This is a genomic window from Gemmobacter sp. 24YEA27, from assembly GCF_030052995.1.
In the GTDB taxonomy this organism is placed as follows: domain Bacteria; phylum Pseudomonadota; class Alphaproteobacteria; order Rhodobacterales; family Rhodobacteraceae; genus Pseudogemmobacter.
Genome location: NZ_JASJPW010000006.1, coordinates 130518 through 155769, shown reverse-complemented (window position 1 = coordinate 155769; position 25252 = coordinate 130518). Strand labels below are relative to the sequence as shown.

At 62.1% G+C, this 25252-nt stretch carries 22 protein-coding genes and 1 pseudogene; 13 read left to right on the top strand and 10 right to left on the bottom strand.

Going from position 1 to position 25252, the window contains the following annotated elements:
• From trbB to QNO18_RS23745, 11 genes and pseudogenes are all read left to right on the top strand, one after another.
• Nucleotides 1-999 carry a P-type conjugative transfer ATPase TrbB gene (gene trbB, locus QNO18_RS23795; RefSeq protein WP_283179944.1) on the top strand — a complete coding sequence of 333 codons (999 nt, stop codon included), beginning with the start codon at nt 1-3 and terminating at the stop codon, nt 997-999.
• Nucleotides 996-1331, top strand: coding sequence for a TrbC/VirB2 family protein (locus QNO18_RS23790; protein WP_283179943.1), 336 nt, complete (start codon nt 996-998; stop codon nt 1329-1331). The genes trbB and QNO18_RS23790 overlap by 4 nt, the downstream gene beginning before the upstream one ends.
• Nucleotides 1331-1612: a VirB3 family type IV secretion system protein gene (locus tag QNO18_RS23785; protein WP_036638406.1), complete on the top strand. Its 282-nt coding sequence runs from the start codon at nt 1331-1333 to the stop codon at nt 1610-1612. The genes QNO18_RS23790 and QNO18_RS23785 overlap by 1 nt, the downstream gene beginning before the upstream one ends.
• A gap of 9 nt (nt 1613-1621) precedes the next feature.
• Nucleotides 1622-4131, top strand: a pseudogene (gene trbE / locus QNO18_RS23780) (conjugal transfer protein TrbE).
• 26 nt (nt 4132-4157) lie between these two features.
• The gene (trbJ, locus tag QNO18_RS23775) at nt 4158-4910 is read left to right on the top strand and encodes a P-type conjugative transfer protein TrbJ (protein ID WP_283179976.1); all 753 of its coding nucleotides are present in this window, start codon (nt 4158-4160) and stop codon (nt 4908-4910) included.
• Nucleotides 4911-4927: 17 nt separating this feature from the next.
• A complete protein-coding gene (gene trbK-alt, locus QNO18_RS23770) occupies nt 4928-5230 on the top strand; it encodes a putative entry exclusion protein TrbK-alt (RefSeq protein ID WP_283179942.1) in 303 nt (100 codons plus the stop codon).
• Nucleotides 5231-5232: 2 nt separating this feature from the next.
• Complete coding sequence (gene trbL / locus QNO18_RS23765) at nt 5233-6588, top strand: P-type conjugative transfer protein TrbL (RefSeq protein ID WP_283179941.1); 1356 nt, start codon at nt 5233-5235, stop codon at nt 6586-6588.
• Complete coding sequence (gene trbF, locus QNO18_RS23760) at nt 6585-7274, top strand: conjugal transfer protein TrbF (protein ID WP_283179940.1); 690 nt, start codon at nt 6585-6587, stop codon at nt 7272-7274. Before trbL ends, trbF begins: the two co-directional genes overlap by 4 nt.
• On the top strand, nt 7271-8299 hold the full coding sequence (trbG, locus tag QNO18_RS23755; RefSeq protein ID WP_283179939.1) for a P-type conjugative transfer protein TrbG: 1029 nt from the start codon (nt 7271-7273) through the stop codon (nt 8297-8299). The genes trbF and trbG overlap by 4 nt, the downstream gene beginning before the upstream one ends.
• The gene (locus QNO18_RS23750; protein WP_283179938.1) at nt 8296-9420 is read left to right on the top strand and encodes a TrbI/VirB10 family protein; all 1125 of its coding nucleotides are present in this window, start codon (nt 8296-8298) and stop codon (nt 9418-9420) included. The genes trbG and QNO18_RS23750 overlap by 4 nt, the downstream gene beginning before the upstream one ends.
• Before the next feature lie 2 nt (nt 9421-9422).
• Nucleotides 9423-9659, top strand: coding sequence for a DUF2274 domain-containing protein (locus tag QNO18_RS23745; RefSeq protein ID WP_283179937.1), 237 nt, complete (start codon nt 9423-9425; stop codon nt 9657-9659).
• On the opposite strand, the gene QNO18_RS23740 is transcribed toward QNO18_RS23745, so the two are convergent.
• The 8 genes from QNO18_RS23740 to QNO18_RS23705 form a co-directional block, all read right to left on the bottom strand.
• Complete coding sequence (locus QNO18_RS23740) at nt 9643-10557, bottom strand: LysR family transcriptional regulator (protein WP_283179936.1); 915 nt, start codon at nt 10555-10557, stop codon at nt 9643-9645. The genes QNO18_RS23745 and QNO18_RS23740 overlap by 17 nt on opposite strands.
• A gap of 68 nt (nt 10558-10625) precedes the next feature.
• A complete protein-coding gene (locus QNO18_RS23735; RefSeq protein ID WP_283179935.1) occupies nt 10626-11741 on the bottom strand; it encodes a D-alanyl-D-alanine carboxypeptidase family protein in 1116 nt (371 codons plus the stop codon).
• 14 nt (nt 11742-11755) lie between these two features.
• Complete coding sequence (locus QNO18_RS23730) at nt 11756-12991, bottom strand: D-alanyl-D-alanine carboxypeptidase family protein (RefSeq protein WP_283179934.1); 1236 nt, start codon at nt 12989-12991, stop codon at nt 11756-11758.
• A gap of 74 nt (nt 12992-13065) precedes the next feature.
• Complete coding sequence (locus tag QNO18_RS23725) at nt 13066-13941, bottom strand: LysR family transcriptional regulator (RefSeq protein ID WP_283179933.1); 876 nt, start codon at nt 13939-13941, stop codon at nt 13066-13068.
• Nucleotides 13942-13977: 36 nt separating this feature from the next.
• Complete coding sequence (locus QNO18_RS23720; RefSeq protein ID WP_283179932.1) at nt 13978-15093, bottom strand: protein adenylyltransferase Fic; 1116 nt, start codon at nt 15091-15093, stop codon at nt 13978-13980.
• A gap of 157 nt (nt 15094-15250) precedes the next feature.
• Complete coding sequence (locus QNO18_RS23715; RefSeq protein WP_283179931.1) at nt 15251-15613, bottom strand: ribbon-helix-helix domain-containing protein; 363 nt, start codon at nt 15611-15613, stop codon at nt 15251-15253.
• A gap of 25 nt (nt 15614-15638) precedes the next feature.
• Nucleotides 15639-16196 carry a DJ-1/PfpI family protein gene (locus QNO18_RS23710; protein ID WP_283179930.1) on the bottom strand — a complete coding sequence of 186 codons (558 nt, stop codon included), beginning with the start codon at nt 16194-16196 and terminating at the stop codon, nt 15639-15641.
• A gap of 116 nt (nt 16197-16312) precedes the next feature.
• Nucleotides 16313-17350 (bottom strand): aldo/keto reductase, encoded by a 1038-nt coding sequence (locus QNO18_RS23705; protein ID WP_283179929.1) that lies wholly within the window; start codon nt 17348-17350, stop codon nt 16313-16315.
• A 175-nt stretch (nt 17351-17525) separates the two neighbouring features.
• Between QNO18_RS23705 and QNO18_RS23700 the strand changes: the two genes are divergently transcribed.
• Both QNO18_RS23700 and QNO18_RS23695 read left to right on the top strand, forming a co-directional pair.
• Nucleotides 17526-18425, top strand: a complete 900-nt coding sequence (locus QNO18_RS23700) for an AraC family transcriptional regulator (RefSeq protein WP_283179928.1) — start codon at nt 17526-17528, stop codon at nt 18423-18425.
• A 180-nt stretch (nt 18426-18605) separates the two neighbouring features.
• Nucleotides 18606-18839, top strand: a complete 234-nt coding sequence (locus QNO18_RS23695; RefSeq protein ID WP_283179927.1) for a hypothetical protein — start codon at nt 18606-18608, stop codon at nt 18837-18839.
• Here QNO18_RS23695 and QNO18_RS23690 read toward each other — a convergent pair.
• The gene (locus QNO18_RS23690; RefSeq protein ID WP_283179926.1) at nt 18836-22870 is read right to left on the bottom strand and encodes a hypothetical protein; all 4035 of its coding nucleotides are present in this window, start codon (nt 22868-22870) and stop codon (nt 18836-18838) included. The two genes, QNO18_RS23695 and QNO18_RS23690, sit on opposite strands and share 4 nt — an antisense overlap.
• Nucleotides 22857-24908: a hypothetical protein gene (locus QNO18_RS23685; protein WP_283179925.1), complete on the bottom strand. Its 2052-nt coding sequence runs from the start codon at nt 24906-24908 to the stop codon at nt 22857-22859. The genes QNO18_RS23690 and QNO18_RS23685 overlap by 14 nt, the downstream gene beginning before the upstream one ends.
• Nucleotides 24909-25252 lie beyond the last annotated feature (344 nt).

Sequence of the window (25252 nt, the reverse complement as noted above, 5' to 3'; positions counted from 1 at the left end):
ATGGCAGGCAACATTCACAAACAGGCAGTGGTGGAGCGCGGCGCGCGGATGCTCCGGTCGGCGCTCGGGCCTGCCATCTTAACCCTGCTGCAAGACCCTGCTGTGGTCGAAGTCATGCTGAACCCGGATGGTCGTATCTGGGTGGACCGATTGTCGGAGGGGCTGACCGACACCGGGGAGGTACTGTCGCCTGCCGATGGCGAACGTATCGTGCGGCTGGTGGCCCATCATGTCGGGGTGGAGGTCCATGCCCGCAGCCCGCGTGTCTCTGCTGAGCTGCCGGAAACCGGCGAGCGCTTCGAGGGCCTGTTGCCGCCCGTCGTGGCCGCGCCCGCCTTCGCGATCCGTAAACCCGCAGTCGCCGTCTTCACGCTCAATGACTATGTCGCCGCCGGCATCATGTCTGCTGGACATGCGGCAGCCCTGCGCTGCGCGGTCACGTCGCGCGCCAATATCCTGGTGGCCGGTGGCACCTCGACCGGCAAGACCACGCTGACCAATGCACTGCTCGCCGAGGTCGCGAAGACCCAGGATCGCGTGGTCATCATTGAGGACACCCGCGAGCTGCAATGCGCCGCGCCGAACCTTGTGGCAATGCGCACCAAAGACGGGGTCGCGTCCCTGTCCGAACTGGTGCGGGCCTCTCTCCGTCTGCGCCCGGATCGTATCCCTGTCGGCGAGGTGAGGGGGGCCGAGGCCCTCGATCTCCTCAAAGCCTGGGGCACGGGGCATCCCGGTGGGATCGGCACCATTCACGCCGGGTCCGGCATTGGCGCGTTGCGACGCCTCGAACAACTCATCCAGGAAGCCGTCGTCACCGTGCCGCGTGCCCTGATCGCGGAGACCATCGACCTTGTGGTCGTTCTCTCCGGTCGCGGATCAGCCCGCCGACTTGCAGAACTCGCCTCGGTCGAGGGTCTTGGCCCTGACGGCGACTACCGGATTTCCCCCGCCTTTTCCGATCCCACCACCACTCCCAACTCAGGAGACCCTCAATGATCCGTCGCGCCTTCCATATCCGCCAGCATGTCGCAACCGCCGCCGCCTTCGCCTTCGCCTGGGCGAGCCTGATGACCTCCCCGGCCTTTGCCGCGGGTTCCTCCATGCCCTGGGAGGCCCCGTTGCAGTCGATCCTGCAATCGGTCGAAGGCCCGGTCGCCAAGATCGTCGCGGTGATCATCATCATCGTCACCGGCCTGACGCTGGCCTTTGGCGACACCGGCGGCGGTTTCCGGCGGCTGATCCAGATCGTTTTCGGCATCTCCATCGCCTTCGCGGCCAGTTCCTTCTTCCTCAGCTTCTTCAGCTTTGGCGGCGGGGCGCTGATCTGATGGCCGTGAGCTTCGAGGCCCTGGACGCGGTGCCGGGATTCAGCGTCCCGGTTCACCGCGCCCTGACCGAACCGATCCTGCTCGGTGGCGCGCCGCGCTCCGTTGCCATCCTGAATGGCACGCTGGCCGGCGCGGTCGGCCTCGGCCTTCAGCTCTGGCTCGTCGGCATCCTGATCTGGGCGGTTGGCCATATCGCTGCCGTCTGGGCCGCCAAGCGCGATCCGCTCTTCGTTGAGGTGGCGCGCCGCCATCTGCGCATCCCCGGCCATCTTTCGGTGTGAGTCCTCCATATGATGAATCTTGCAGAATACCGCCGCACCGCGTCCCGCCTCGCCGACTACCTGCCTTGGGTGGCGCTGGTCGGGGAGGGTGCTGTCCTCAACAAGGACGGCTCATTCCAGCGGACCGCGAAGTTTCGTGGCCCGGATCTTGATTCCGCCGTGGCGGCCGAACTGGTCGCCGTGTCCGGGCGGCTGAACAATGCTTTCCGCCGCCTAGGCTCAGGTTGGGCCATCTTCGTGGAAGCACAGCGGTCGGAGGCCGGGATCTATCCGACAAGCCGGTTCCCCGACCCGGCCTCCGCGCTGGTGGATGCCGAACGGAGGGCCGACTTCGAGGAGGAAGGCAGTCATTTCGTTTCGGGGTATTTCCTGACCTTCCTCTGGCTCCCGCCTGCCGAGGATTCCGCCCGATCGGAATCCTGGCTCTACGAAGGGCGCGAGACCTCGGGTGTGAACCCCTGGGAACAGGTGCGCGGCTTCATCGACCGCACCGACCGCGTGCTGGCGCTGCTTGATGGCTTCATGCCGGAATGCCGTTGGCTCGATGACGCGGGTACGCTGACCTACCTTCATTCCACCATCTCGACAAACCGGCATCGTGTCCGGGTGCCGGAAACCCCGGTCTATCTCGATGCGCTGTTGGCCGATCAGCCGCTGACCGGCGGGCTGGAACCGCGTCTGGGCAACCAGCACCTGCGGATTCTCACCATCACCGGGTTTCCGGGGACGACCACGCCCGGCCTGCTCGACGAGATGAACCGGCTCGCCTTTCCCTACCGCTGGTCGACCCGTGCCATCCTGATGGACAAAACCGACGCAACGAAGATGCTGACGAAGATCCGCCGGCAATGGTTCGCCAAGCGCAAGTCCATCGCGGCGATCCTCAAGGAGGTGATGACCAACGAGCAGTCCGCGCTGGTCGATACCGATGCGGCGAACAAGGCTGCCGATGCCGATATGGCGCTGCAGGAGCTCGGCGCGGACCTCGCGGGCATTGCCTATGTGACGGCCACCATCACCGTCTGGGATGAGGATGCCCGCCGCGCCGACGAAAAACTGCGGCTGGTCGAGAAGATCGTCCAGTCCCGCGATTTCAGCGTCATGGTCGAGACCGTCAATGCGGTGGACGCCTGGCTCGGCAGCCTGCCGGGGCACGCCTATGCCAATGTCCGGCAACCGCCGGTCTCGACGCTCAACCTTGCCCATATGGTGCCTTCCAGCGCGGTATGGGCGGGGGCGGAACGGGACGAACACTTCAACGGGCCTCCGCTTCTTTATGGCCGCACGGAAGGTTCGACGCCGTTCCGGTTTTCCCTCCATGTCGGGGATGTCGGCCATACCCTCGTTGTCGGCCCGACCGGCGCGGGCAAATCGGTACTGCTGGCGCTTATGGCGCTGCAGTTCCGCCGCTACGCGCGCAGCCAGATCTTCGCCTTCGATTTCGGGGCTCAATCCGCGCCTCGGCCCTCGCGATGGCCGGAGACTGGCACGATCTCGGCGGCGAGCTGACAGATGCGGCCGAAGCCTCGGTCTCGCTGCAACCACTGGCCCGGATCCACGAGACCGCCGAACGGGCCTGGGCCGCAGACTGGATCGTCGCGATCCTGATGCGCGAGAACATCCAGATCACGCCCGAGGTGAAGGAACATCTCTGGACTGCGCTGACCTCGCTTGCCTCTGCCCCCATCGGGGAACGCACCATCACCGGCCTCGCCGTTTTGCTGCAATCCAATGACCTGAAGCAGGCCCTGCGCGCCTATTGTGTCGGCGGGCCTTATGGAAGGCTGCTCGATGCCGAGGCCGAACATCTCGGCACCGCCGATGTCCAGGCGTTCGAGATCGAGGGGCTGGTTGGCACCGGCGCGGCGCCGGCGGTCCTCTCCTATCTGTTCCATCGCATCGGCGACCGGCTCGATGGCCGGCCGACACTGCTGATCATCGACGAGGGCTGGCTGGCGCTTGATGATGACGGCTTCGCGGGTCAGCTCCGCGAGTGGCTGAAAACGCTGCGCAAAAAGAACGCCAGCGTCATCTTCGCGACCCAGAGCCTGTCGGACATCGACGGCAGCCCTATCGCCCCGACGATTATCGAGTCCTGCCCGACCCGGCTTCTGCTGCCCAATGAGCGCGCCATCGAGCCGCAGATCACCGATATCTATCGCAGGTTCGGGTTGAACGACCGCCAGATCGAGATCCTGGCGCGGGCGACACCCAAGCGGGACTATTATTGCCAGTCGCGCCGCGGCAACCGGCTGTTCGACCTCGACCTTTCCGAGGTTGGCCTCGCGCTCTGCGCGGCCTCCTCCAAATCGGATCAGACGATGATCGCCGAGATCCTCGCGGCCCATGGACGCGAGGGCTTTCTCGACGCCTGGCTGCGCGCGCGTGGTGTCGATTGGGCGGCCGATCTGATCCCGAACCTCACCAACCTCGCGGATGACCCCGAGGAGACGCCCCCCGGCCCGATCCTTGATGACGGGGTCAACTTCACCCTGGACGAAGAGGAGATCACCCCATGACCTGCAAGACGCGGCCCTTCCTGCGCATGGCCAGCGCAACCGCATTCGCCCTGACGCTTGCGGCACCGATGGCCCTCACCCCGGTGTTCACGACGCCGGCTCATGCCTTCTTCGGGGGCTTGGGGCGGATCGTCTACGACCCGACCAACCATGCTGAGAACCTGCTGACGGCGGCGCGCACGCTGGAGCAGATCAACAATCAGATCACCTCGCTCCAGAACGAGGCGCAGATGCTGATCAACCAGGCCCGCAATCTCACGAGCCTGCCCTACAGCTCGCTCCAGGTGTTGCAACAGAACGTGAGCCGCACCCAGCAGCTTCTGAGCCAGGCCCAGAACATCGCCTTCGACGTGCAGACCATCGACCAGATGTTCCAGCAGGACTACGGCAATCTGTCTCTGACCGCGACCGATACTCAGATGATCACGGATGCGCGCAGCCGTTGGGAAAACACCGTGGGCGGCTTGCAGGATGCCATGCGGGTCCAGGCCGGCGTCGTTGGCAATATCGACAGCAATCGCGCCGAGATGGCCGCGCTGGTCGGCGAAAGCCAGGGCGCCACCGGCGCGCTGCAAGCGACGCAGGCCGGCAATCAGCTGCTCGCACTTCAATCTCAGCAGCTTTCTGACCTGATTGCGGTGATCTCGGCCAATGGCCGCGCCGAGACGCTGACCGAGGCCGAACGCGCGACCGCCGCCGAGCAAGGCCGCATCCAGCGCGAACGCTTCCTGACACCGGGCGCGGGCTACCAGCCCGGCAATGCCCGCATGTTCAACTGATACCCGGAGGGCAGATCATGGAAGGGAAGGTGCTGGCCCGGATCGCCGCAGTGGTGTTTGTCGCCATCGCGATCACTGCGGCGGTCATCGAGATGACGCGCGAGGATGTGTCCACGCCAGCACCTGCCGCTCCGGCGCTTCAGGCACCGGCAGATCCGCTTCGCCTTGAGCTGCGACGCTGCCAGGAAATGGGAGAGGCGGCGGCCGATGATGTGGAATGCTTGCGCCTCTGGGCCGGGAACCGTGACCGCTTTCTGGGCCGGATACCTGCACCGTCGGCATCCGCCCAACCTGACGCTGGCCCGACCGGAGGGCAGTAATCATGGGCGGAACCGGCGTTATCGACAGCTTTCTCGGCATCTTCACCAGATATATCGACTCCGGCTTCGGTCTGCTGGGTGGCGAGGTCGCCTTCATCGCCACGACGCTGATCGTCATCGACGTGACGCTTGCGGCCCTGTTCTGGGCCTGGGGTGCCGATGACGACATCCTCGCCCGCCTCGTGAAGAAAACCATCTTCGTCGGGGTCTTCGCCTATATCATCTCAAACTGGAACAATCTCGCCCGGATCGTCTTCGAGAGCTTCGCCGGTCTCGGCCTCATGGCCTCGGGCACCGGGTTCTCGGCAGCGGATCTGCTGCGGCCGGGCCGTGTCGCCCAGATCGGCCTGGATGCGGGTAGGCCGCTGCTCGACTCCATCTCCGACCTGATGGGCTGGATCGCCGTCTTTGAGAATCTGGTGCAGATCCTCTGCCTGTTCTTCGCCTGGGCGCTGGTGATCCTCGCCTTCTTCATTCTCGCCGTGCAGCTCTTCGTCACCCTGATCGAGTTCAAGCTGACCACGCTCGCAGGCTTCGTCCTGATCCCCTTCGGCCTCTTCGGCAAAACCGCCTTCATGGCCGAGCGCGTGCTGGGCAATGTCGTCTCCAGCGGCATCAAGGTGCTGGTCCTCGCCGTGATCATCGGCATCGGCTCGACCCTGTTCGGCCAGTTCACCGCCGGGTTCGGTGGTGCGACACCGACCATCGACGACGCCATGGCCATCGTGCTGGCTGCTCTTTCCCTTCTCGGTCTCGGGATCTTCGGTCCCGGCATCGCCTCCGGCCTTGTCTCGGGTGGTCCCCAGCTCAGCGCCGGTGCTGCCGTTGGGACCGGCCTCGCGGTTGGCGGAGCTGCCGTTGCCGCGGGCGGCGCGACCATGCTGGCCGCCCGTGGCGGCGGCGCTGCCCTTTCCGGTGGAGCGGCCCTGGCGCGTGGTGGGGCATCTGCCGCAGGTGCCGCATCCTCTGCCTATACCCTGGGCTCTATGGGCGCGACCGGCGGCGCGGGCGTGGCCGCCGGTCTCGGTGGCGTTGCCCGCGCCGGCGCATCTGCTGCCGTATCGCCCCTGAAACGTGCCGCCGCCCGTACCACTGAGAGCGTCAAATCCAGCCATGCGGGAGGGGCGCGGGGCGGCTTCGCCGCCACAGGAGGCACCACCTCGATGGGAACTGTCGGAGGCGCACCATCCGCACTCGATGCAGCAGCCCCAGCCGGAAGCCCACCCGCCTGGGCACAGCGCATGCAGCGCAGCCGCACCGTGAGCCAGGGCGTCAGGGTCGCCGCCCATGCCGTCCGGTCCGGCGACAGCCGTGGCGGCGGTTCCTCGATCAGCCTTTCCGAAAGTGACCGCATATGAACATCTTCAAACGTCCATCCACCCATTTCGGCAAGGTGCCGCAACCAGAGACACCCTATCAAAATGCCGCACAGGTCTGGGATGAGCGCATCGGCTCGGCCCGGGTTCAGGCCCGCAACTGGCGCTATATGGCCTTCGGCTGCCTGATCCTCTCGGCCGGTTTTGCCTCGGCGCTGGTCTGGCAATCGGCGCGAGGAACCGTGGTGCCCTGGGTGGTTCAGGTCGACACTCTCGGCCAAGCCCAGACCGTCGCGCCTGCCACTGCCGATTACCGGCCGACCGATCCGCAAATTGCCTTCCATCTCGGTCGCTTCATCGAGCAGGTTCGGGCGATCCCGGCGGACGCCATCATCGTGCGTCAGAACTGGCTGCGCGCTTATGAATTCACCACGGATCGTGGTGCGGCGGCGCTCAACGAACATGCCCGCACCAATGATCCCTTCACCCGCGTTGGTCGCCAGCAGGTGGCGGTCGAGGTTTCCTCGGTCATCCGGGCCTCGCCGGACAGTTTCCGCGTCGCCTGGACCGAGCGGCATTTCGAGAGCGGCCAGCTATCCACGACCGAGCGCTGGACCGCGATCCTGACCGTCGTGATCCAGACCCCGCGGGACGCCGAGCGTCTGCGTGCCAATCCGCTCGGGATCTACGTCAACGCAATTTCATGGTCGCGGGAGATGAGCCAATGACCCCTCTGGTATCCTGCAAAGCCGCAGTCCCGGCTTTCCGTAAACCCGTTGTTGCGGCTTTGCTGCTCTCCGTCTCCGTGCTGGCGGGATGTGCCAGGAACCAGGTGCCGCAGTTCACCTATGACGATGACGTGCCGCCAGTGGCAACTACGACGACGGCGGTGGCAGATACGCGGCCCCGGCCACTGCATGTCCCGCCCGCATGGACAGTCGCACGCGGTGGCACAGCCGCCGGCACGCCGGATGGTAGGGTCGAGAACGCCAATGCCGCTGCCCGAATCGAGCCGCGTCGGGAAGGCTATTACAACGCGATCCAGATCTACCCCTGGAGCGAGGGCGCACTCTATCAGGTCTATGCTGCAGTCGGGCAGATCACCACTATTGCGCTGGAGCCGGGCGAAAGTCTGACCGGAGCCGGGCCGATTGCGGCGGGCGATACTGCACGCTGGGTCATTGGCGACACCGAAAGCGGCAGCGGTGCGAACCGGCGGGTCCAGATCCTCGTCAAGCCGACGCGGCCGGACATTTCCACCAACCTCGTCATCACCACCGACCGGCGCATCTATATGATTGAGCTGCGCGCCCGCGAGGCGCTCTACATGCCTGCCGTGGCCTGGTCCTATCCCGCACCTCCGCCGGGCCAGCGTCCGAGCGTGCCGACTGCACCCACTATCCCCGCGGAGTCCGCCCGCAATTATCGCTACGGTCTGCAGCTTCCCGGCGCGAGCCCGCCATGGCGTCCGGTTGCCGTTTTTGATGATGGCCGCCGCGTCTATGTCGTCTTCCCGCGCGGGATCGTTCAGGGCGAGATGCCACCGCTCTTCGTCCTGGGCAGTGATGGCGAGCCGCAGATCGTCAATTCACGGATCCATCAGAACGTCCTGATCGTGGACCGGCTGTTTGGGGCGGCCGAGCTGCGCCTTGGCAGCGGCGACCGCCAGCAGGTCGTCAGGATCATCCGCTTGGAACCGACGCAGGCTGAAGCGGTAACTTCTGCGCCAACGGCGGGAGGATCGCCGACATGAGCGAGAAACCTGCCGCCCCCATGCGGTTGCGCGCCGATCCGCCCCGCGTCACCCGCCTGTCGCGCAAGATGCTGGCAGGCGTCGGCGCTGTCGCCCTGCTCTGCATCGGCGGCGCGCTGATCTACGCGCTTCAAACCCGTGACGCCGGACCAGGCGGCGGAGAATTCTACTCGACCGAGAACCGGCCCACGGCGGATGGTCTCGCCGGTCTCCCGCGCGACTATACCGGCCCTGTCCTAGGACCGGCACTGCCCGGTGATCTCGGGCGCCCAATCCTTGACGCGCAAAACCGGGGGCAGCCCGTTGTTCCACCGCCCATCACCACGCCGACGGTCGATCCCGAGGAGCAACGCCGTCTTGCCGAGGAAGAAGCGGCTCGGCTGAGTAATGTGTTCTTCCAGACCGGCCCCCGCACCGGCACCGGAGCGGGACCGACACTGGCCGGGCTTGGCGGGCTCGACCTCGGCGGTGTCGCGGGGCCGCAGGATGGTGCCTCGGGTTTCCTGAACGGCCCGGTGGATCGCCAGACCGTTTCCCCGGATCGTGTCGCGCCGCCGGCGTCCCCCTATATCCTTCAGGCCGGGGCCGTCATCCCGGCAGCCCTGATCACCGGCATCCGCTCTGACCTTCCCGGCCAGATCACCGCGCAGGTGACGGAAAACGTCTATGACAGCCCCACCGGCAGCCTGCTCCTCATCCCGCAGGGCACGCGCATCATCGGGCAGTATGATGACGATGTGACCTTTGGTCAGCGGCGGGTTCTGCTGGTCTGGAACCGACTGATCCTTCCCGGTGGCCGGTCGATCGTTTTGGAGCGCCTGCCGGGCGCGGATGCCAGCGGCTATGCGGGTCTTGAAGATGGCGTCGATTACCATTGGTGGGATCTGATGCGGGCGGCGGGCCTCTCCACACTGCTCGCTGTGGGGGCCGAACTCGCCTCCAGCGACGAGGACCGGCTGGTCCGGGCCATCCGCGATGGGGCGCAGGACACGATCAATCAGGCGGGGCAGCAGATCGTACAGCGCCAGTTGCAGGTCGCGCCGACCCTGACCATCCGGCCGGGCTTCTCGGTCAGGATTATTGTGACCCGGGATCTTGTCTTTGAGCCCGCAGGAGGTTGATCATGACCAAGCTGAAACTCGGGCGGCTGTCTGACGACAAGCCCGTCAAATTGACAGTGGAATTGCCGGCTGATCTGCATCGGAGCCTTGTCGACTATGGCCGACTGCTGGCCGATCCCGGCGCTCCTCCGGTCGACCCGGTAAGGCTGATCGTCCCGATGCTGGAGCGATTCATTGCCACGGATCGCGGCTTCGCCAAAGCGCGGCGTTCGGGTCCGGCAACTAAAGTGTCGGTCTGACAGCCATCATCTTTGCGAGGCTGAGCAGCCGCCTGAATGCCGGGTTGTCGTTCTTGGCCGACCAAACGGCGGAGAAGGGTATCACTTCGTCCACGATCGGGCGGTAGCTGACACCAGGAAACCGGGTGGCCGTCATCGCCTCGCAGACAAGTGTTAGACCTCGACCAAGCGCAACCAAGGGAAGAAGGTTATCGAATCCGACGGATTGAACCTCGATGTCGGGACATCCGCCAAGACCATTCAGTTCGCGCATAAGGTGTGCGCGGACTTCGTCACCCGGAGCGATTGCGCTCACAACAAAAGTCTCATCCGCCAGGTCACGCCAAGCCAGTGCCGTACGGATCGCAAGGCAATGATCGCCTGGCAGTGCCACGAAAATCTGTTCAGACCACAACTGCACGCGCTCACAATCGGACCAATCACGTTCCCCAGCGAGAAAGGCAACGTCCAGGTGCAGGCGCCGGATCGCAGCAGCGTGCTCAGCGGCAGCACCGTCGATTATCTCGATTTGCACGTCTCTGTGCCTATCACCGTATTGGCGCAGCAGCTCGGTGACAAATCCTGACGCAATGGACGAGTATATTCCAATTTTCACACACCCGTTCTCCCCTCGACCTGCCGCTGCAATGTTATTTGCGCCGTCGCCAACAATCCTGAGAGTTTTACGGGCGGTGGTGAGGAAGCGTTCACCGGCAAAGGTCTGTGAAACACCCCATGTGTGTCGATGGAACAACGAGGCTCCGATCTGGTCTTCAAGTTCAGCTATACACCTGCTGATGGCAGATTGTGACAGTCCGAGGGCAACCCCCGCTTTACGAAAGCTGCCATGCTCCGCTGCCGCAACGAAATGCCGGAGGTGACGCAACTCGATCTCTGGGTGCTGCACGGTCTCCTTCATGACATCCTTCCTTCCTGCGGACCGATATGCGCGATGCCTTCTTCTCGATGTGGAATATGCGCTTTTTGCTAGTTTGGGATGGAGGCTAGGGCTTGAGACACTGCTGCGTCGATTTCACTGGCACTAACAATCTGGAATGGGATGTCTTCATCAGCGGAGACGCTCAGCAATGCGATCCTGACGGCGTGGTCCACAGCTAAGTTCTCCGGTCGCTCGCGGGGGCGCAAAGATACAAAAACGGCTGTCAGTGGCGTGGCTGCATCGCTTGCGCCGAAGCGTTGAGGTCGTGTTGGAGGACGCGGAGAAACGAGCACGGCGGTCGACAGAATTTGCCTAGGAAGCGTAGGTCCGCCGGGCGCGTTTGATGCTCTTGGGATGGCCCTGTCGAGCAATTCAGCCATTCTGTTGTCGCGCGACTGAGCGGTTGCGCCGCCCATCACGACACCTATAACCCGCCGGTTGCCGTTAGAAACGGCACTGACAATGTTGAAACCTGACCAATTGGTGTACCCTGTTTTCATTCCATCCATGCCCTCGTATCGGGACATGAGGCGATTGTGTCCGTAACGAGTCCGTCCGGCGAAAGTCATACTTGTATGCGAAAATAGTTGATAAAATTCTGGAAAATCTCTCTGTAGCGCAATGGCGAGAACGGACATGTCCCGCGCCGTTGTAACTTGTGCGCGACTTGGGAGGCCCGAAGCGTTCGTGAATACGGTGCTCGACATCCCAAGCTGACGTGCCTGTCGCGTCATCAGTTCTCCGAATGCGGCTTCATTCCCTGAGAATTCTTCTGCTACAGCGGTGGCCGCATCGTTTGCCGAAAGGACAATCATTCCGAGGACAGCCTCTCGGACAGTTATGGTAGATCCAGCGGGAGCGTACAGTTTTGTCGGTATGCGGCTTGCTGCGGTTTCAGATACTCGAATCCGTTGATCCCAGGTCAGGCGGCCGTTACGAATCGCTTCAAAGACGATGTATACTGTCATCATCTTCGTAAGCGATGCAGGGTGCCTCAACGCATCAGCATTCTGCGCTTCCAAAACGTTTCCTGTGGTTGCGTCGATGACAAGATGAGCATAGTTGTCTGCTCTGGCGACAGTAGCTGTTGAAGCAACGCAAATAAACAGGAAGAAAATAAACGGGAGAATGCCGAATGAAATCAGTGAGGGTCTTTGTTGCATGGCATTTTCCTCTATTATTCTTGCTCCGGGGTGAGTAACCTCGACGCCTGACGAATTGCTGAATTGATCAGTATCGTCGCAGCGGCTGATAGCCGAACATCGAAGCCACCAACCTGAATGCCTTCCGCTGCCACGACTGGGACACTTAATGCCTCCATCGTGCCGCGCGACACGGTAAGGTTGCCGATTTCTTGCCCCGCGATAATCGGGGCTGAAATCGGGCCGATATAGGATAACATTGCCTGGACGTTGTCTGATTGCCCTGCCGGGATGAGGATTGTCAGGTCGCTTTCGACAGTGAGAGGGACGGTTGCTCGCTCTCCAAGCCAAACCTCGGCTTCGGCGACAACATCGCCGCTCCGCAGTACTTGCCTTGCTCTGAACTGCCCAAATGCCCAGATCACGATGTCCCGGGCAATTTGTACTCTTGCGTTGGCATCGTCCGCTCCCATGAAGGCAAAGACGACGCGACGATCATCTCGTATGGCGGACCCGACAAAACCGTACCCAGCTTCCTCGGTATGGCCAGTTTTGAGGCCATCACCGCCTATGTTCAGGCGAAGTATAGGGTTTCTGTTGAATCTATTGGCAGGTGCCCTGCTATCAAATGGGAACTCGGACTCTGAAAAGTAGTGATAATACTGTGGGAAGTCCTCAATAATCCTGACCGCCAGCGTTCCCAAATCCCTTGCGGTCATTTCATGGCCGGCCTCTGGCCAGCCACTCGCATTCATGAATTGGGAGTTCTCCATGCCGATCCGCTCGGCGGTAGCGTTCATCAAACCGGCGAATGCAGCTTCAGTTCCGGCTAGGCCTTCCGCGACCACGATAGCTGCATCGTTACCTGACATGACGACGATGCCCCGGATCAGTTCTTCGATCGTAGGTCTGTCTCGCGTGTCCAGGAACATCGTTGACCCGCCCCGGCTGGCCGCGTGGGGCGAGACATTGAAGCGGTCGGTGAGTTGGACACGTCCTGCTTCGAGCGCTTCGAACAGGATGTATAGTGTCATCAGTTTCGTCATGGACGCGGGCGGCATCGCCACATCGGCGTCCCGGTCCATCATCACCGTCTGTGTCGGAATATCGTAGATCCAGGCTGAACGGACTGCGGCTGCAAACTCTTCAGCGCTTGCAGAGCAGGGGAAGAGTATTCCGACCGCCGTGAAGGATGCGCGCGCAAGCGCGGTGGCGGTGCCGAGCATACCCAAGCGGGAACGCCCGGCTCTCGCCGAGATATAGACCTGCATGATTCCTGCCTCTTATTTTTGCAGGAAGCATAGATGTATCAATCAGATACTGTCCAAGTCATTGGGCGACTGGGTCAAGTTGCTGAGGGAATGATGGGCTGTAAGGTCTTCACCAAATCCCAGACCTGGCGGGCCATTGGTGATGCCTTCGGGGCGCAGAAAAGGCGGTAGGAGTAGGTGAGGTCAGCAGGCAGATCGATTTGTGCAAGCCTGCCAAGCTCGAGGTCTGCCTCAACCAAACTCTGCGGTATGATGCCGATGCCATTACCACCAAGGCAGTGCGCGCGCACTTCGGCCACAAGTCCCACGCCTATCTCTGGGTTTAGGATGCTGGTTGGCTTGTTCTCGCTCCAGATCCTGCCAAGATAGGTATTTCTGTGTGGGACGAATAGGTTCAGTTGATCGGTCACCGTGGTGCTGGACGGATTGAACACCATCACAAGTCGGTCATTATCGAACTCTACAGAGCGAAAGACCTCAAGTTCCGACGACAGGGGGAGGCCTTTGTGTTTGGTGGCGATGGCCAATTCGCATTCGGTCCGGCTCAGCATCACTGCGGTTTCGGCCTGGTTCTGGAGGTGCGGCAGCAGGAATATGTTTGGCAAAACACCTCGGATAATATGCATCAGGTTGGGAAGCGCGTAATGGGTGGCTGCATGGGGCGTTGCAACCTTGACGCCGCCAGACGATGAGTCCCACGGGGTCCTGTTGCTCTTGAAGTCGTGTAGATCCTCTAGAATTGACTTTGCCTTTATCACAAAGGCTTCGCCATATGGTGTGAGGGCAATTGGTCGGCTTGTTCGATCAATCAGATCATGATCCAGCCACATCTCCAGGCTTCTGAGCCTTTTGCTGAAATTGGATTGTGTTGTTCCACGCAGATCTGCGGCGACAGTCAGGTTCATGGTCTCGGAGAGACACAGGAAGTCCTTGAGATAGTCGATATTCACGTCCGGACTCCTTGTCTGCCGGTTGCCCAGGGCGGATTACCGTTGCGGCTCTGACAGCAAGGCCAGCAATGCAGGATTGATATAGAGGTTCTCGCGCCCGATCTTCACCTCTTCGAGCAGCCCTTCAGTGACCATCGCTTTGAGGTAGACTGCGGCTGTCTGCCGTTTGGCGACCCCGGAGTCGACCAGATCGCTGATCCGGCAATAGGGGTTCACAAAGATCAGCTCGACCAGTTCCCGTGAATAGATCTTCGGCTGGCTCTGGCGCAGCTGTGTAGCCGTCTGTTCCAGAAGGTCGCGGATCGCCCTGATCCGACCCGTTGTCCACTCCGCCGTCGCGCGGACGGCCTCGAGTATGAACAGCAGCCATTGCTCCCAGGCACCCCGGGTGGTGACCTCCAGAAGATACCGATAGTAGTGGGCCTTGTTCTGGATGATGTGCCGGCTGAGGTAGAGGACCGGGATGTCCAGCAGCCCCTTGTCGACCAGATAGAGCAGGTTCAGCACGCGCCCGGTCCGACCGTTGCCGTCGATGAAGGGATGGATCGCCTCAAACTGATAATGCATCACAGCCAGCCGGATCAGTGGGTCGATCTCCTCGGCCTCGTGGATGTAGCGCTCCCAGTTGGCGAGCTTGGCGCGCAGCAAGTCTTCGCCCTCGGGCGGGGTGTAGATCACTGCGCCGGTGGTGTCGTTCATCAGGGCGGTGCCGGGTGTGTTGCGGATGTCGAGCGCAACCCCCTTGATTGTGCAGCAGACCTCGACCGCGATGGCTGTCGAGAGCGGGCGCTGCTCCAGCATGCTGAACCCCCGGTGCAGGGCCGTGCGGTAGCGCAGCGCCTCCTTGGTCGCAGGGTCGGCCTGGCCGCCGACGTCATTGGCAAAGCGGAACAGGCGGTCGGTCGTTGTGACGATATTCTCGATCTCCGAACTTGCCTGGGCTTCAAGCAGCGGGATCGAGTTGATGAGCACGGCTTGATTGGGGATGATCTGGCCGGACACCCGCAGTTCCGCCAATGCCGCGCGCGCCTCGATACAGGCCTTCAGGACTGCCTTGGTCTCTATGTCCTGCTTCGGCGGAAGCGCGGGGAGGTCGTTGAAAGGGCGGTCTGGGCGGAAGTTCATGTCGATCACCTGAGCTTTGATCGACATGTGAGGTTCATGTGTCGATGCTATCGACAGGTGTGGGTATCGTGTCGATTTCTTTCAAATTTATCGACGCGTTGTGGATTTTGCAAGTGGCGATATCGCGCCCGGATACCCGCTCGCTGTCGTATTGACGATTGATGCCGTCGCAGCAAGCGCGCCCTCAGTTCACCCTCAGGTTCCGGCGGGCGGTTTCGCGGGCCAGGATCTCGCGGGCCGGATGGCTCGCGATTGGCACCGAAAGGTTGGCCGAGATATCGCCGGCCGCGATCAGGGCGTGGTAACGGTTGCAGCAGACCCGCAGGAACGAGGTGAAATTGCCGAGGTCGTGATCGGCATCCATCGCCTCATGCCAGAGCCGGGTGATCAGCTGCGCGACGGTCATCCCGTCGCGCGCACCGATCTCGGTCAATGTGTCCCAGAAATGGTTCTCGATGCGGATCGAGGTGGCGACCCCGTCGATGCGGAGCGAATGGGTGCGGCTTTGCCATTGTTCGGCATCGGCCTTGATGAAAAGCTCGCACATCGCAGGGCCTCCCTTCCCGTTGATGTCAGAGGATCGCCATGAACTGTTTCAGCCAGGCGGGATGCGCGGGCCAGGCGGGCGCTGTCACCAGATTGCCATCGGTCACGGCCTCTGTCACCGCAATATCCGCGAAAGTGCCACCCGAGGCGGTGACCTCATAGGCGCAGGCCGGATAGGCTGAGCAGGTGCGGCCCTTGAGAACCCCGGCGGCGGCCAGTAGCTGCGCACCGTGGCAGATTGCCGCGACGGGTTTGTTCGCATCGAAGAAGTGGCGGACCTTAGCCAGAGCCTCGGCATTCAAGCGCAGATACTCTGGGGCGCGACCACCGGGCACGACCAGCGCGTCATAGCTGGCCGCATCCACCGTGTCGAAATCGGCGTTCAGCGCGAAGTTGTGGCCCGGCTTTTCGGAATAGGTTTGGTCGCCCTCGAAATCATGGATCGCGGTCTTGACCGTATCGCCGGCCTTCTTTCCGGGACAGACGGCATCGACGCTGTGGCCACAGGCCAGCAGCGTCTGGAACGGGACCATGGTTTCATAGTCCTCGGTGAAGTCGCCGGTGATCATCAGGATCTTCGCCATCTCGCATCCTCCCTTTGCTGACGGTACGGGCAGGATAGGGCAGGGGGCGGCGGGGCGGGTGTTAGCGGAATACTACAAGCTCCCCGCCACGGATGCGGCGGAGAGCTGCGCGGGGATCAGCCTTTTTGCGGGGCGAAGGGTGCCCGGTATTGCGATTGGCGCTCCAGCATCCAGCCCGGATACTCAGGCGGCAGTTTCGTCACGCTGTCGAGCGCGGCCAGATCCTCGGTCGACAACGAAACCTCGGTTGAGCGGATGTTGTCCTGCAACTGCTCGATCCGCTTGGCGCCTACGATCACGCTGGTGACCACCGGCTGGTGCAGCAGCCAGGCGAGGGCTATTTGCGCCACCGTGCAGTCCTTGGCTGAGGCGATGTCGCGCATCACCTCGATGACGGCATCGCCGCGCGCCAGATCCACGGGTGGGAAGTTGAAGCTCGCTCTCCGGCCGTCATTGGCGGTAGTGCCGCCGCTGTATTTTCCCGAGAGGAAGCCACCCGCCAGCGGACTCCAGACCATCAGGCCAAGGCTTTCGGCGCGCAACATCGGCGCGATCTCGCGTTCAAGATCGCGACCGACGAGCGTGTAATAGGCCTGCAAGGACAGGATCGGGGCCAGCTTCCGCGCCTCTGCAATGCCGATGGCCTTAACGATCTGCCAGGCCGCCCAGTTCGACAGGCCGACATAACGCACATGGCCCTGCCGCACGAGCGTGTCGAGCGCCTCCAGCGTCTCGGCCATCGGCGTCACCGGATCGAAGCCGTGAATCTGGTAGAGGTCGATATGATCCATCTGCAACCGCGACAGGCTGGCCTTTGCCTGTGCCATGATATGCGCGCGCGAAGCGCCGCGGGCGTTCGGGCCTTCGCCCATCGGACCCAGCACCTTGGTCGCGATCACCATATCGTCGCGGGGGATGCCGAGGTTGCGGATCGCCTGACCGAGGATCCGCTCGCTCTCTCCGCCTGCATAGACATTGGCGGTGTCGATGAAATTGATCCCGGCGTCAAAGGCGGCCCTGACCAGCGTGTCTGCCTCATCTTGCTGCAACTGGCCGATCTGGCCCCACATGCCATCCGATCCGCCAAAGGTCATGGTGCCGAGGCAGAGTTCGGAGACCAGAAGGCCGCTCGGGCCGAGAGTGCGATACCGCATGGGAATTCCTTTCGCAGCGTGGGGCAGGGCCGGGGGCAACGCCGCCGGCTCACCGTGAAGATAGCGCTGTCCCATGCGACCCGGCGACGCGGATCCTCGCATATCCTTGCACGATCCTCTCATTCGGGTGGAATTCGGGATGCGTCCTGCCACGCCGTCGACTAGATTGCAGGGCATGGAAACCAATGACCTCTTGCCGCTCAAGGACCTGATTGACCGCCAATGGCGCGCGCATGGCCGGGAAACCCCGGTCGATGGCCTGCTGCTGACCTCGGTCACGGCACCGACCGGCCCAATCCACGCTGTCTACCGCCCCTCGCTGTGCGTTGTGGTGCAGGGCGCCAAGACCAGCATGCTCGGCGATCGGGCCTATCGCTATGATGAGGGGAAATGCCTGATCGCGTCGATGGATGTGCCGATCCGGGCCGAGATCACCCGTGCGACGCCGGAACGTCCCTATCTGGCCTTCAGTCTCGCGCTGGATCCCGCGACGATCTCCGACCTGCTGCTGGAGTTGGGGGGAGCAGAGGAGGCGCCCGCCGCGGCGGCGCTGGCGGTTCATGGCCTTGATCCGGAGCTTGTCGATCCGCTCTGCCGCCTGCTGACCCTCTGCGCCCGGCCGCGTGACATTGAAATCCTTGCGCCGATGATCCGACGCGAGATCACCTGGCTCTTGCTGAACGGACCGATGGGGCCCGCGCTTCGCCAGATCGGGTTGGCTGGCAGCCATATGGCGCGGATCGGTCGGGCCGTCGCCTGCATCCGCGAGGGCTTTGCGGGTCAGTTGAACGTGCGGGACCTGGCCGATGTCGCGGGGATGAGTCCCGCCACATTCCACCGCCACTTCAAGGCCGTGACGGCGATGACGCCGGTGCAATACCAGAAGCAGTTACGTCTGCAGGAGGCGCGTCGCCTGCTACTCGCCGACACCGCCGATGTCGCGCGGATCGGCTATGCCATCGGGTATGAAAGCCCGTCGCAGTTCAGTCGCGAGTATCGCCGCCTCTTCGGGGCGCCGCCGGCACGGGACGGGCAGGAGATCCGCAGCAGCTTCATTCCGCGGGTTGATGTGTGAGGCGTGTGGGCAACTTGGGCGGAAAGCTGACGGACGGCGATGCAGCGTGACTCTTGCAGCAAAGCTGGACAAGCGGACATTCAAACAGCGTGCCGTGCAATTTGCGGATGCTTCCCGTGACCGCCGTACGTTAAAGGAGTGCCTCGATCTGCTTGCGCCACGCCGCCGAGGTGCCGTCTGGTGAAGCCGAACAAATTTATTTCACTTGGTGATGGCATTGAGCACAGTTGCCGAAAACTAAGCCGCCGTTCGTTCGGGTTAGACGATGCCGTCGATGAGCAGCCCGTCTGGCCCCCAGCCCGGCTGTTCGAATGCCGCAAAGAGCCCGTTGAGCGCTGGATTGCCGAGACGTTGCGGCTCGGCCAGCCTCGGCACGCGAATGTCGGTGCCCGCGAGACGATGGCGCTGCGCTAAATGGAGGCCGTTCCAGTTACCGGCGGATCAATCAGTCGATCACCTAGCCGCTCACGTACCGCGCGGCGCAGGCGAACCTTGCCGAGACCGTCCAGCACGGACGTTGGGAGGGGAGCTGCTGCCGACAGCAAGTCTCGCGCTGGATGACCGGGTTCTAGCAGATCAAGGATCTGATCGGCTTCCACTGGATGGTTGGGCGCGAGCGTTGCCGCACCGACCAGCAAGAGGGTGCGGTGGTTGTTCGAGCTGGCGACGCGCTCGAAGACGCTCACCGTTTGCATCGGAGTTGCATGATTGCAGAGCAGGACAGCGGCCGGCACGGCGAGGACAGCCGGGAGTTTGAGAAGTAAGGGCGCCGTTACCTGCGCCACGATTTCCTGATCGACAAAATCAGCATCTGCCAACGCATCGAGTGCATCTAGCCGGATCCAGCGGGATGCAGGCATCAACGCCATTTCCCATAGCTTCATGCGTATATCCGCACCGAACGCGTTGGCTGCCACAATGAGGGCGTCCTGGCTCACCCCACGATCAGGCGTGCGGTCTGCAAGAGCCATAAGCTCAGGTCCCAAATCCTCCGGAAGATCATCATAATGGGCAAGCGCCTCTATCGCTCCCCTGGCAATCGGATGCGACTCGGGCTCATGATGATATGCGTCGTTGTCCGACCAGGTGTCGTGAATGAGCGAGCGCAACGCGGCGAGGTGATCAGGATGAGGACGGTTCTTGAGGACTGCGACCAAAGCACGGCGGACCCGGCTGCCAGGATCGTTTGAAAGTTTCAGGAGCGCGTCCGGCAATGGTGTGTCGTGTGCCTTTGCGAGCGCGATGAGCGCGACGCACCGCGCATCTGCGCGCTTGTGATTCAAAGCAAGGTCCATGAGAGGCTTACTGCCAAGCACTACGGCTGCCTCAGCCGCGGCGTGCGCGTCATCATTGTCGTCGGCAACGATTAGCCACCGCTTCACAGCCTCTGTGGCATCGCCACCGCTCGCGACGATGATCGGGAAGAGCGATTTCAGCGTGGAGACGGACAGGCACCCGATCGTGCTGAGAATGTGGGCGAGCGCGGTGGCGCCTACACCCTTCGCGGGGCGTTTCCTGAACCCAAGCGCGTCAGAAATCTCGCCAAGATCCGGCGAGATCCTTTCGGAAATCTGCGCGAGCTTGGCGGAACGTCCCTTCACCTCAAGCCGTCCGCGGGCTTCCCACACGTCGACGACCAGTCGCAACTGCGCTGCTGGCCTCTTGCTAAGCGCGTTGATCACCTCGATTAGTATGTCGGGCGCACACAGGACGGCGGTTCTGACTAGTTCCAACCGCAACTGGCCTTCAGGTGGATCGGCCATTAAGCGTGAGCGTAGGTCGACTGCAAGTTCGGGGTACCAATTATCTCGCACAGCCCACCAGGTCTGATCCTCAGACGGCTTGTCCTGACTGCGCCACATCAGTTCGCGAAGTTCAACGCTCTCGGGGCGTTCGGAAGATGTGGCGATATCACGCGCCCAGGCTTGGAGCAGCTCGTCCACGCGGGGGTGGGCGGCGATGTCCTGCCAGCGTCCGTCGTGGCGCAGCTGAGCGATATAGGCGTCAACGAAGACGCCCGAAGTGTAACCGTCACCTTCATGATTGGACAGATGCCCTTCCTCGACGGCATAATCGCGCTCGCCATCCTTGATCGCTCGCCATTCCTCGGCTCCGTCCTGCGCGTAATAGCGTTGGATGCTTGAGAGATCATCCAGAGCGGCTTCGATAACCGGCGCAAAGGCCGCGAGATCGCGGACGGCCCCGACTGCCACGGCTTCGGCGTTGGATTCGAAACCATTGCCGACCATTTTCCTAGCGGCCTCGCAATATGCAAACGCAAGGTCGGGCGCGATGCGATCCAATTTCTTAGGAAAGTCGCGACTAAAGCCGCCTTGCTCCCACGGCAGAGCGTCACGCACGAAGCGTGCCGCTACCTGGGCTGTCAAGGGATCCGCTGCGATACGGTTGTACCAGGCGTCGGAATAGGTAGGTGGCTTCCAATTCTCGAGGAAGACTGACGCGCCACGCTGCACGCCCAAGAGAAGCCAGCGCGCCACCTCGCTCGGCACCGACCCGCTCGATCCCACATCGATCGACAATTCGAGCAGTGGCGAGAAATCAGACTTTTCGTCGATTAAGCTGTCGTCCAGCCATGTGTCGATCGCTGCCTGAGCTTCCGGATCGATGTCGAAGGGCGGGTCGAGACCCTCGATCCTCTTGCTAAACTCCTTGGTCACTTGAAACGCTCTCGCCGCGGTTTCCAGCCCCCACTCGCTGTAGCCACCGCCAAGCTTTGTGAGCGCCGCGATGAGCATTTCGAGCGCACCCTCACTACGCGGCCAATTCGCCAGCAGGAAAGCCTCGAAGCCCTCTTTGACGCTTGGATGGGCGAATGCCACAATTCGCGCAGGCTGGCGCAGATGACGGGTTGCCACCAGACGGTCGACGACTTTGTCAAGTTCGTCGCCGAGCGATGGCGCGATCCTGCGGAGCGTGCGTTGAAGCGCTGTCAGGTGCGCGCGGTCGAACTGTGATCGGGCCGCCAGCAATGCCCAGACGATGGCGGATAGCCCCGCGCTGCAGATTTTTGAAAGATATTTTCCGACTTCATTCTGCACCGCTTCCCGGTGCGCGGTCTCCCGAAGCCGCCGGAAGAAAATGTGGTCCGCTTCGCCCTCCGCAGGGCCTTCTTGCAATTCCTTGAAATAGAGATCGATCTCGAGAGGGGTCTCGAACGCCTGCAGCGCATCTGCGCGAAACGCGAAAGCCTTCGCCTGCAGGTCGGACGGCAACTGGTCCATGCGGTTGTCGTGGATCGCGATGAGCGGACCGTCGTTATATTGATCGCCATCGAGCTCGATCGACCAATGATTGAGCCCGGTTCCCACGTCGGCGCTGCGCATCATGTCGTCGCGTGAAGTGATTACATATAAGTGGTCCGGCCTTGCCTTTTCCAGAAGGCGTGGCAATTGCGTGGTCCAGGCCTCGGACCCGCCGCGCAGGCTATACTGACCCCAAGGGTCCTCGACATAGTATAAGGTGGGGCCGGTATCGACCAACTTGCGCGTGCTGGTCGGACTGTCGTCGGGTCCTACTGTCACGATCTCCAGTGTTCCGTCACGGTCCCGGGCGAGCTCGCACAGCTTGAGGGCTGCCTGCGTCTTGCCCGTACCCGATGGGCCACGGATAATGATCGCGCTGCGCTGTTCGAGAAGCTTGGTCATCTGGTCGAAATTGGACGGTGGAACGAAGAGTTCAAGGCTGGAAGAACTCGCGAGAAAACCACCATATTTTCTCACCGTGCCAAGCAAGTCCTGGCGCGTCCAAATTCCGGGGGTCGAGGCGCGCATTCGCCGCTTCGCTTCTCCGCGGAGATCGAGCAGCAGGTCGCTTTGTCGTGCCTTGGGGACGTGCAGCAAGTCGGACATCAGGTCGCGCAGATCGGACGCGAGCTGCTTTTCGGTTAGACTGCCCCAGATCGCCACCCTACCTTCAGGGCTGCTCTTCAGTGTCGACTTGAGGGTCGTTGGAAAGGCGTTTCCGTCGGAGGCTTCTTCAAAGTCGTTGACCAGAAGGTCGCGGGCCACGCCTTTCGCATCGGCGCTGGTGACAAGAAGATAGCGCGTTGCCGGATTGTCGAGATGCTGAAACGCGGGCCGCCGCGCCTTGCCATGCTTGAGCAACGCGCGAAAATCGTCGATCGACCAAGGTTCTCCGCTCCGCCGCTTGACTTGGATGACGAGTTTGTAGCCACCCGCCACCACGGCGCTCGGCTCAACACGCCCGGGCACGTCCGGCGCCAGGTCCGCTTCGAGGTCTTCTTCATTAGCGGGTTCGAGGATGAGCCGGCTGGCCGCCTTGGTGATCAGGAGAAGACGTAATGCCGCCAAGATCGACACGTCGACCTGGTAGTCATAGCCTGCCTGCGCTGCGGCAGCGCCGGTAAGTGAGGTTTTTTGCCCGGCATCCGATCGTCCCATCTGCTGATCGTCACTTGTCAACATCGTCGAAGACCGAGCGCTTCTTAGTCGCAGCTTCGAGCGAGGGCGGCTCTTCTTTCTTCTGAGTGACGATATGGCTCCAGTCTGTGTCGTCTTCAGTCTCCTCGTCGCGCTCCCGTTTACGTTCTCCAAGTCCGTCGATCGCGCGCTTCACCTGATCCCGCGCGTCGTCGACCAAACTAAGCGCATCGCCATCCAACTCTACACCAATCTCCTCGATGCAATCGAGCGCGCCGAGCAATTTCTTGAAATGGCTGTCGGTCTCTTCGTCCAAGTCGGCACCCGCGGCGATCTCGTCAATCTTCTCCTCAAGGGCCGGCAGCAGATTTGTTCGCAGTGCCAAGCCTAATCCTACGAGACGAAGCGGCGATATGAGCGCGAGCATCGCCCTCTCGGCAAAGAAGGACATATCGAGGTCTGAGAGCGCAGCGGATTCGAGGCTACTGGCGGCATCGCGCCGCAAGCCATCCGGGAGCAGACCGAATTGATGAGCCCGAGCGAAGGTATGAAACCGAGGGTCGTTGGCGATGGGATCCGCCTGCCAGCAATAGCGTTTAAGTAGCCTTGGAAACTGCTCGATCGCTTTTGTGAAAACCGCGTCGCTCGCCCTGTACGACAGGAAGTGAAACAGCATCCAGTTTTGATGATTTTCGTCCGGCGTGTGGCTGAGACGCGTTACCAGCGCTTCGTTCAGCGTGGACGGAATCACCAAGGCATCGCGAATGAGCGGCGATCCCTCGCAGGTGAAGCTGCCGAGGATCGTATCGATTGGTGCGCCGCGGATGAGTGCGGCCATCATATGAGGTTTTTGCCGCAGAATCTCTGTCAGAGCATCTGCGATGGTCGGATGCGCGAATGTCCATTTAGCGCCGGACAGCTTGAGAAAAGAGCCCTTCAGTTCGGCGAAGCAATCTTGGATCTTGGTCAGGGTGAAACTGGTCAAGTCTGCAACCGCCTGCGCTGCTGCCGCATCATGGTCGCTGGGATCGAAACCGGTTTGATGGACGTAAACGAGGTAAAGCGCGGCTTGGAGCCTCTCGTCCAGCGCGCTGACCGTGTCGATAAGGTGCTCAGTCGGCTCCTCCATGAATCGAACGAGCGAACCTTCGCGCGGTGCCAGCCCCTTGGTAAAGTTCGGGTCGCCAAGCCGCTCGGCGATTCCTGGTAAGAACGCGTTGACGGCGGCGACGGCTGCCAGATGCGGCTTGACACTCGAACGCCAGCTCTGGCTTTGCTCGCCGAAATTGATGTGGTTGTAGAGGATCTGGGCCTTCTCTTCGAAGGCCAGTTCTCCGACATCAACTACGGCGCTGCCATCGGCGAATTGCGCTAGATTGCGCTGACCTAGACGGCGCCTCGCTGCCTCGTAAATATGCTTGCGGGACGTCAGCAGGAAGCGGTTGCCGTGCTTGATGGCAGCGCGCAACTTAGCAAACGCCGACGCCCAATCCTGTACGTAGTCGTCGCGCAGCACGTTCGATCCAAAGGCATCATCAATCCAGAAGAATCGTCCGGGATCGTTGGGGTTCCAGCTAGCTTCGAAATCACGAGGACTGGTCAGCGCGAGCACGGTGTTGTCGGGCTTCTCCGAAGCGATCGTCGAAACTATCGCGCCGATGGCCGATTTGCCGCTCGCAGGATTGCCGAGCAGAAGAACCACGCCATGGTCCGAGATGGCGTTGACGGCGTCGCGATGCGCCTGGGTCGGAACATAGGTGCGAAGTTTCGGAATCCAGCTAGCAAGCAGCGCGCGGCTTTGCTCGCTGAGCCGTTCGTCGACGATCGCGGTCAAATCCCCCAGGCCGTAGACCTGCGGGACGAGGGCGCGCAGGCGTGAGCTGCTCCTGATGACCCGAACGATGTATTGGCGGCCCAGGATATGCGGCTTGCGAACGCCGAACTCGCGCAATTTGGCGCGTATGGCGGCCGCAACCGGGGCATCCACGCTCATGTTGGTCATGAATACGTATGTGTTTGCCTGACCGCCCTTGACGAGTTCTTTGACGTTACCGAGTTCGGCGGAGAGGTCGCTGGCCTTCAACCCTTTGCCGGCATCCGACGTGTGCTTGCACTGAACCGTGCCGATGGCTTGCTCACCATTTGGCGAGGGGATGAGAAATACCGCGTCCTGCCCCCGTCCTGCGCCTCACGGAATATTTCGACGGGACGCCCCAGTACCACTTCGCAAACTTGCGAGCAAAGGTCCTGAAAGGCGCGCCAACCGATCGTGTGAAGCGCGAGATCGCTCCAGGGGCCATGCGCGCGACGTGGTCGGCGTTCCGCAGTTTCGATTTGACCGTGCACGATCCACGCACCCTCGCTTTGCCACTAGTGAAGAAATGGGGTGCCAGTCCCCGGCTAACCCTCATCGACAGGCTAGAGCTC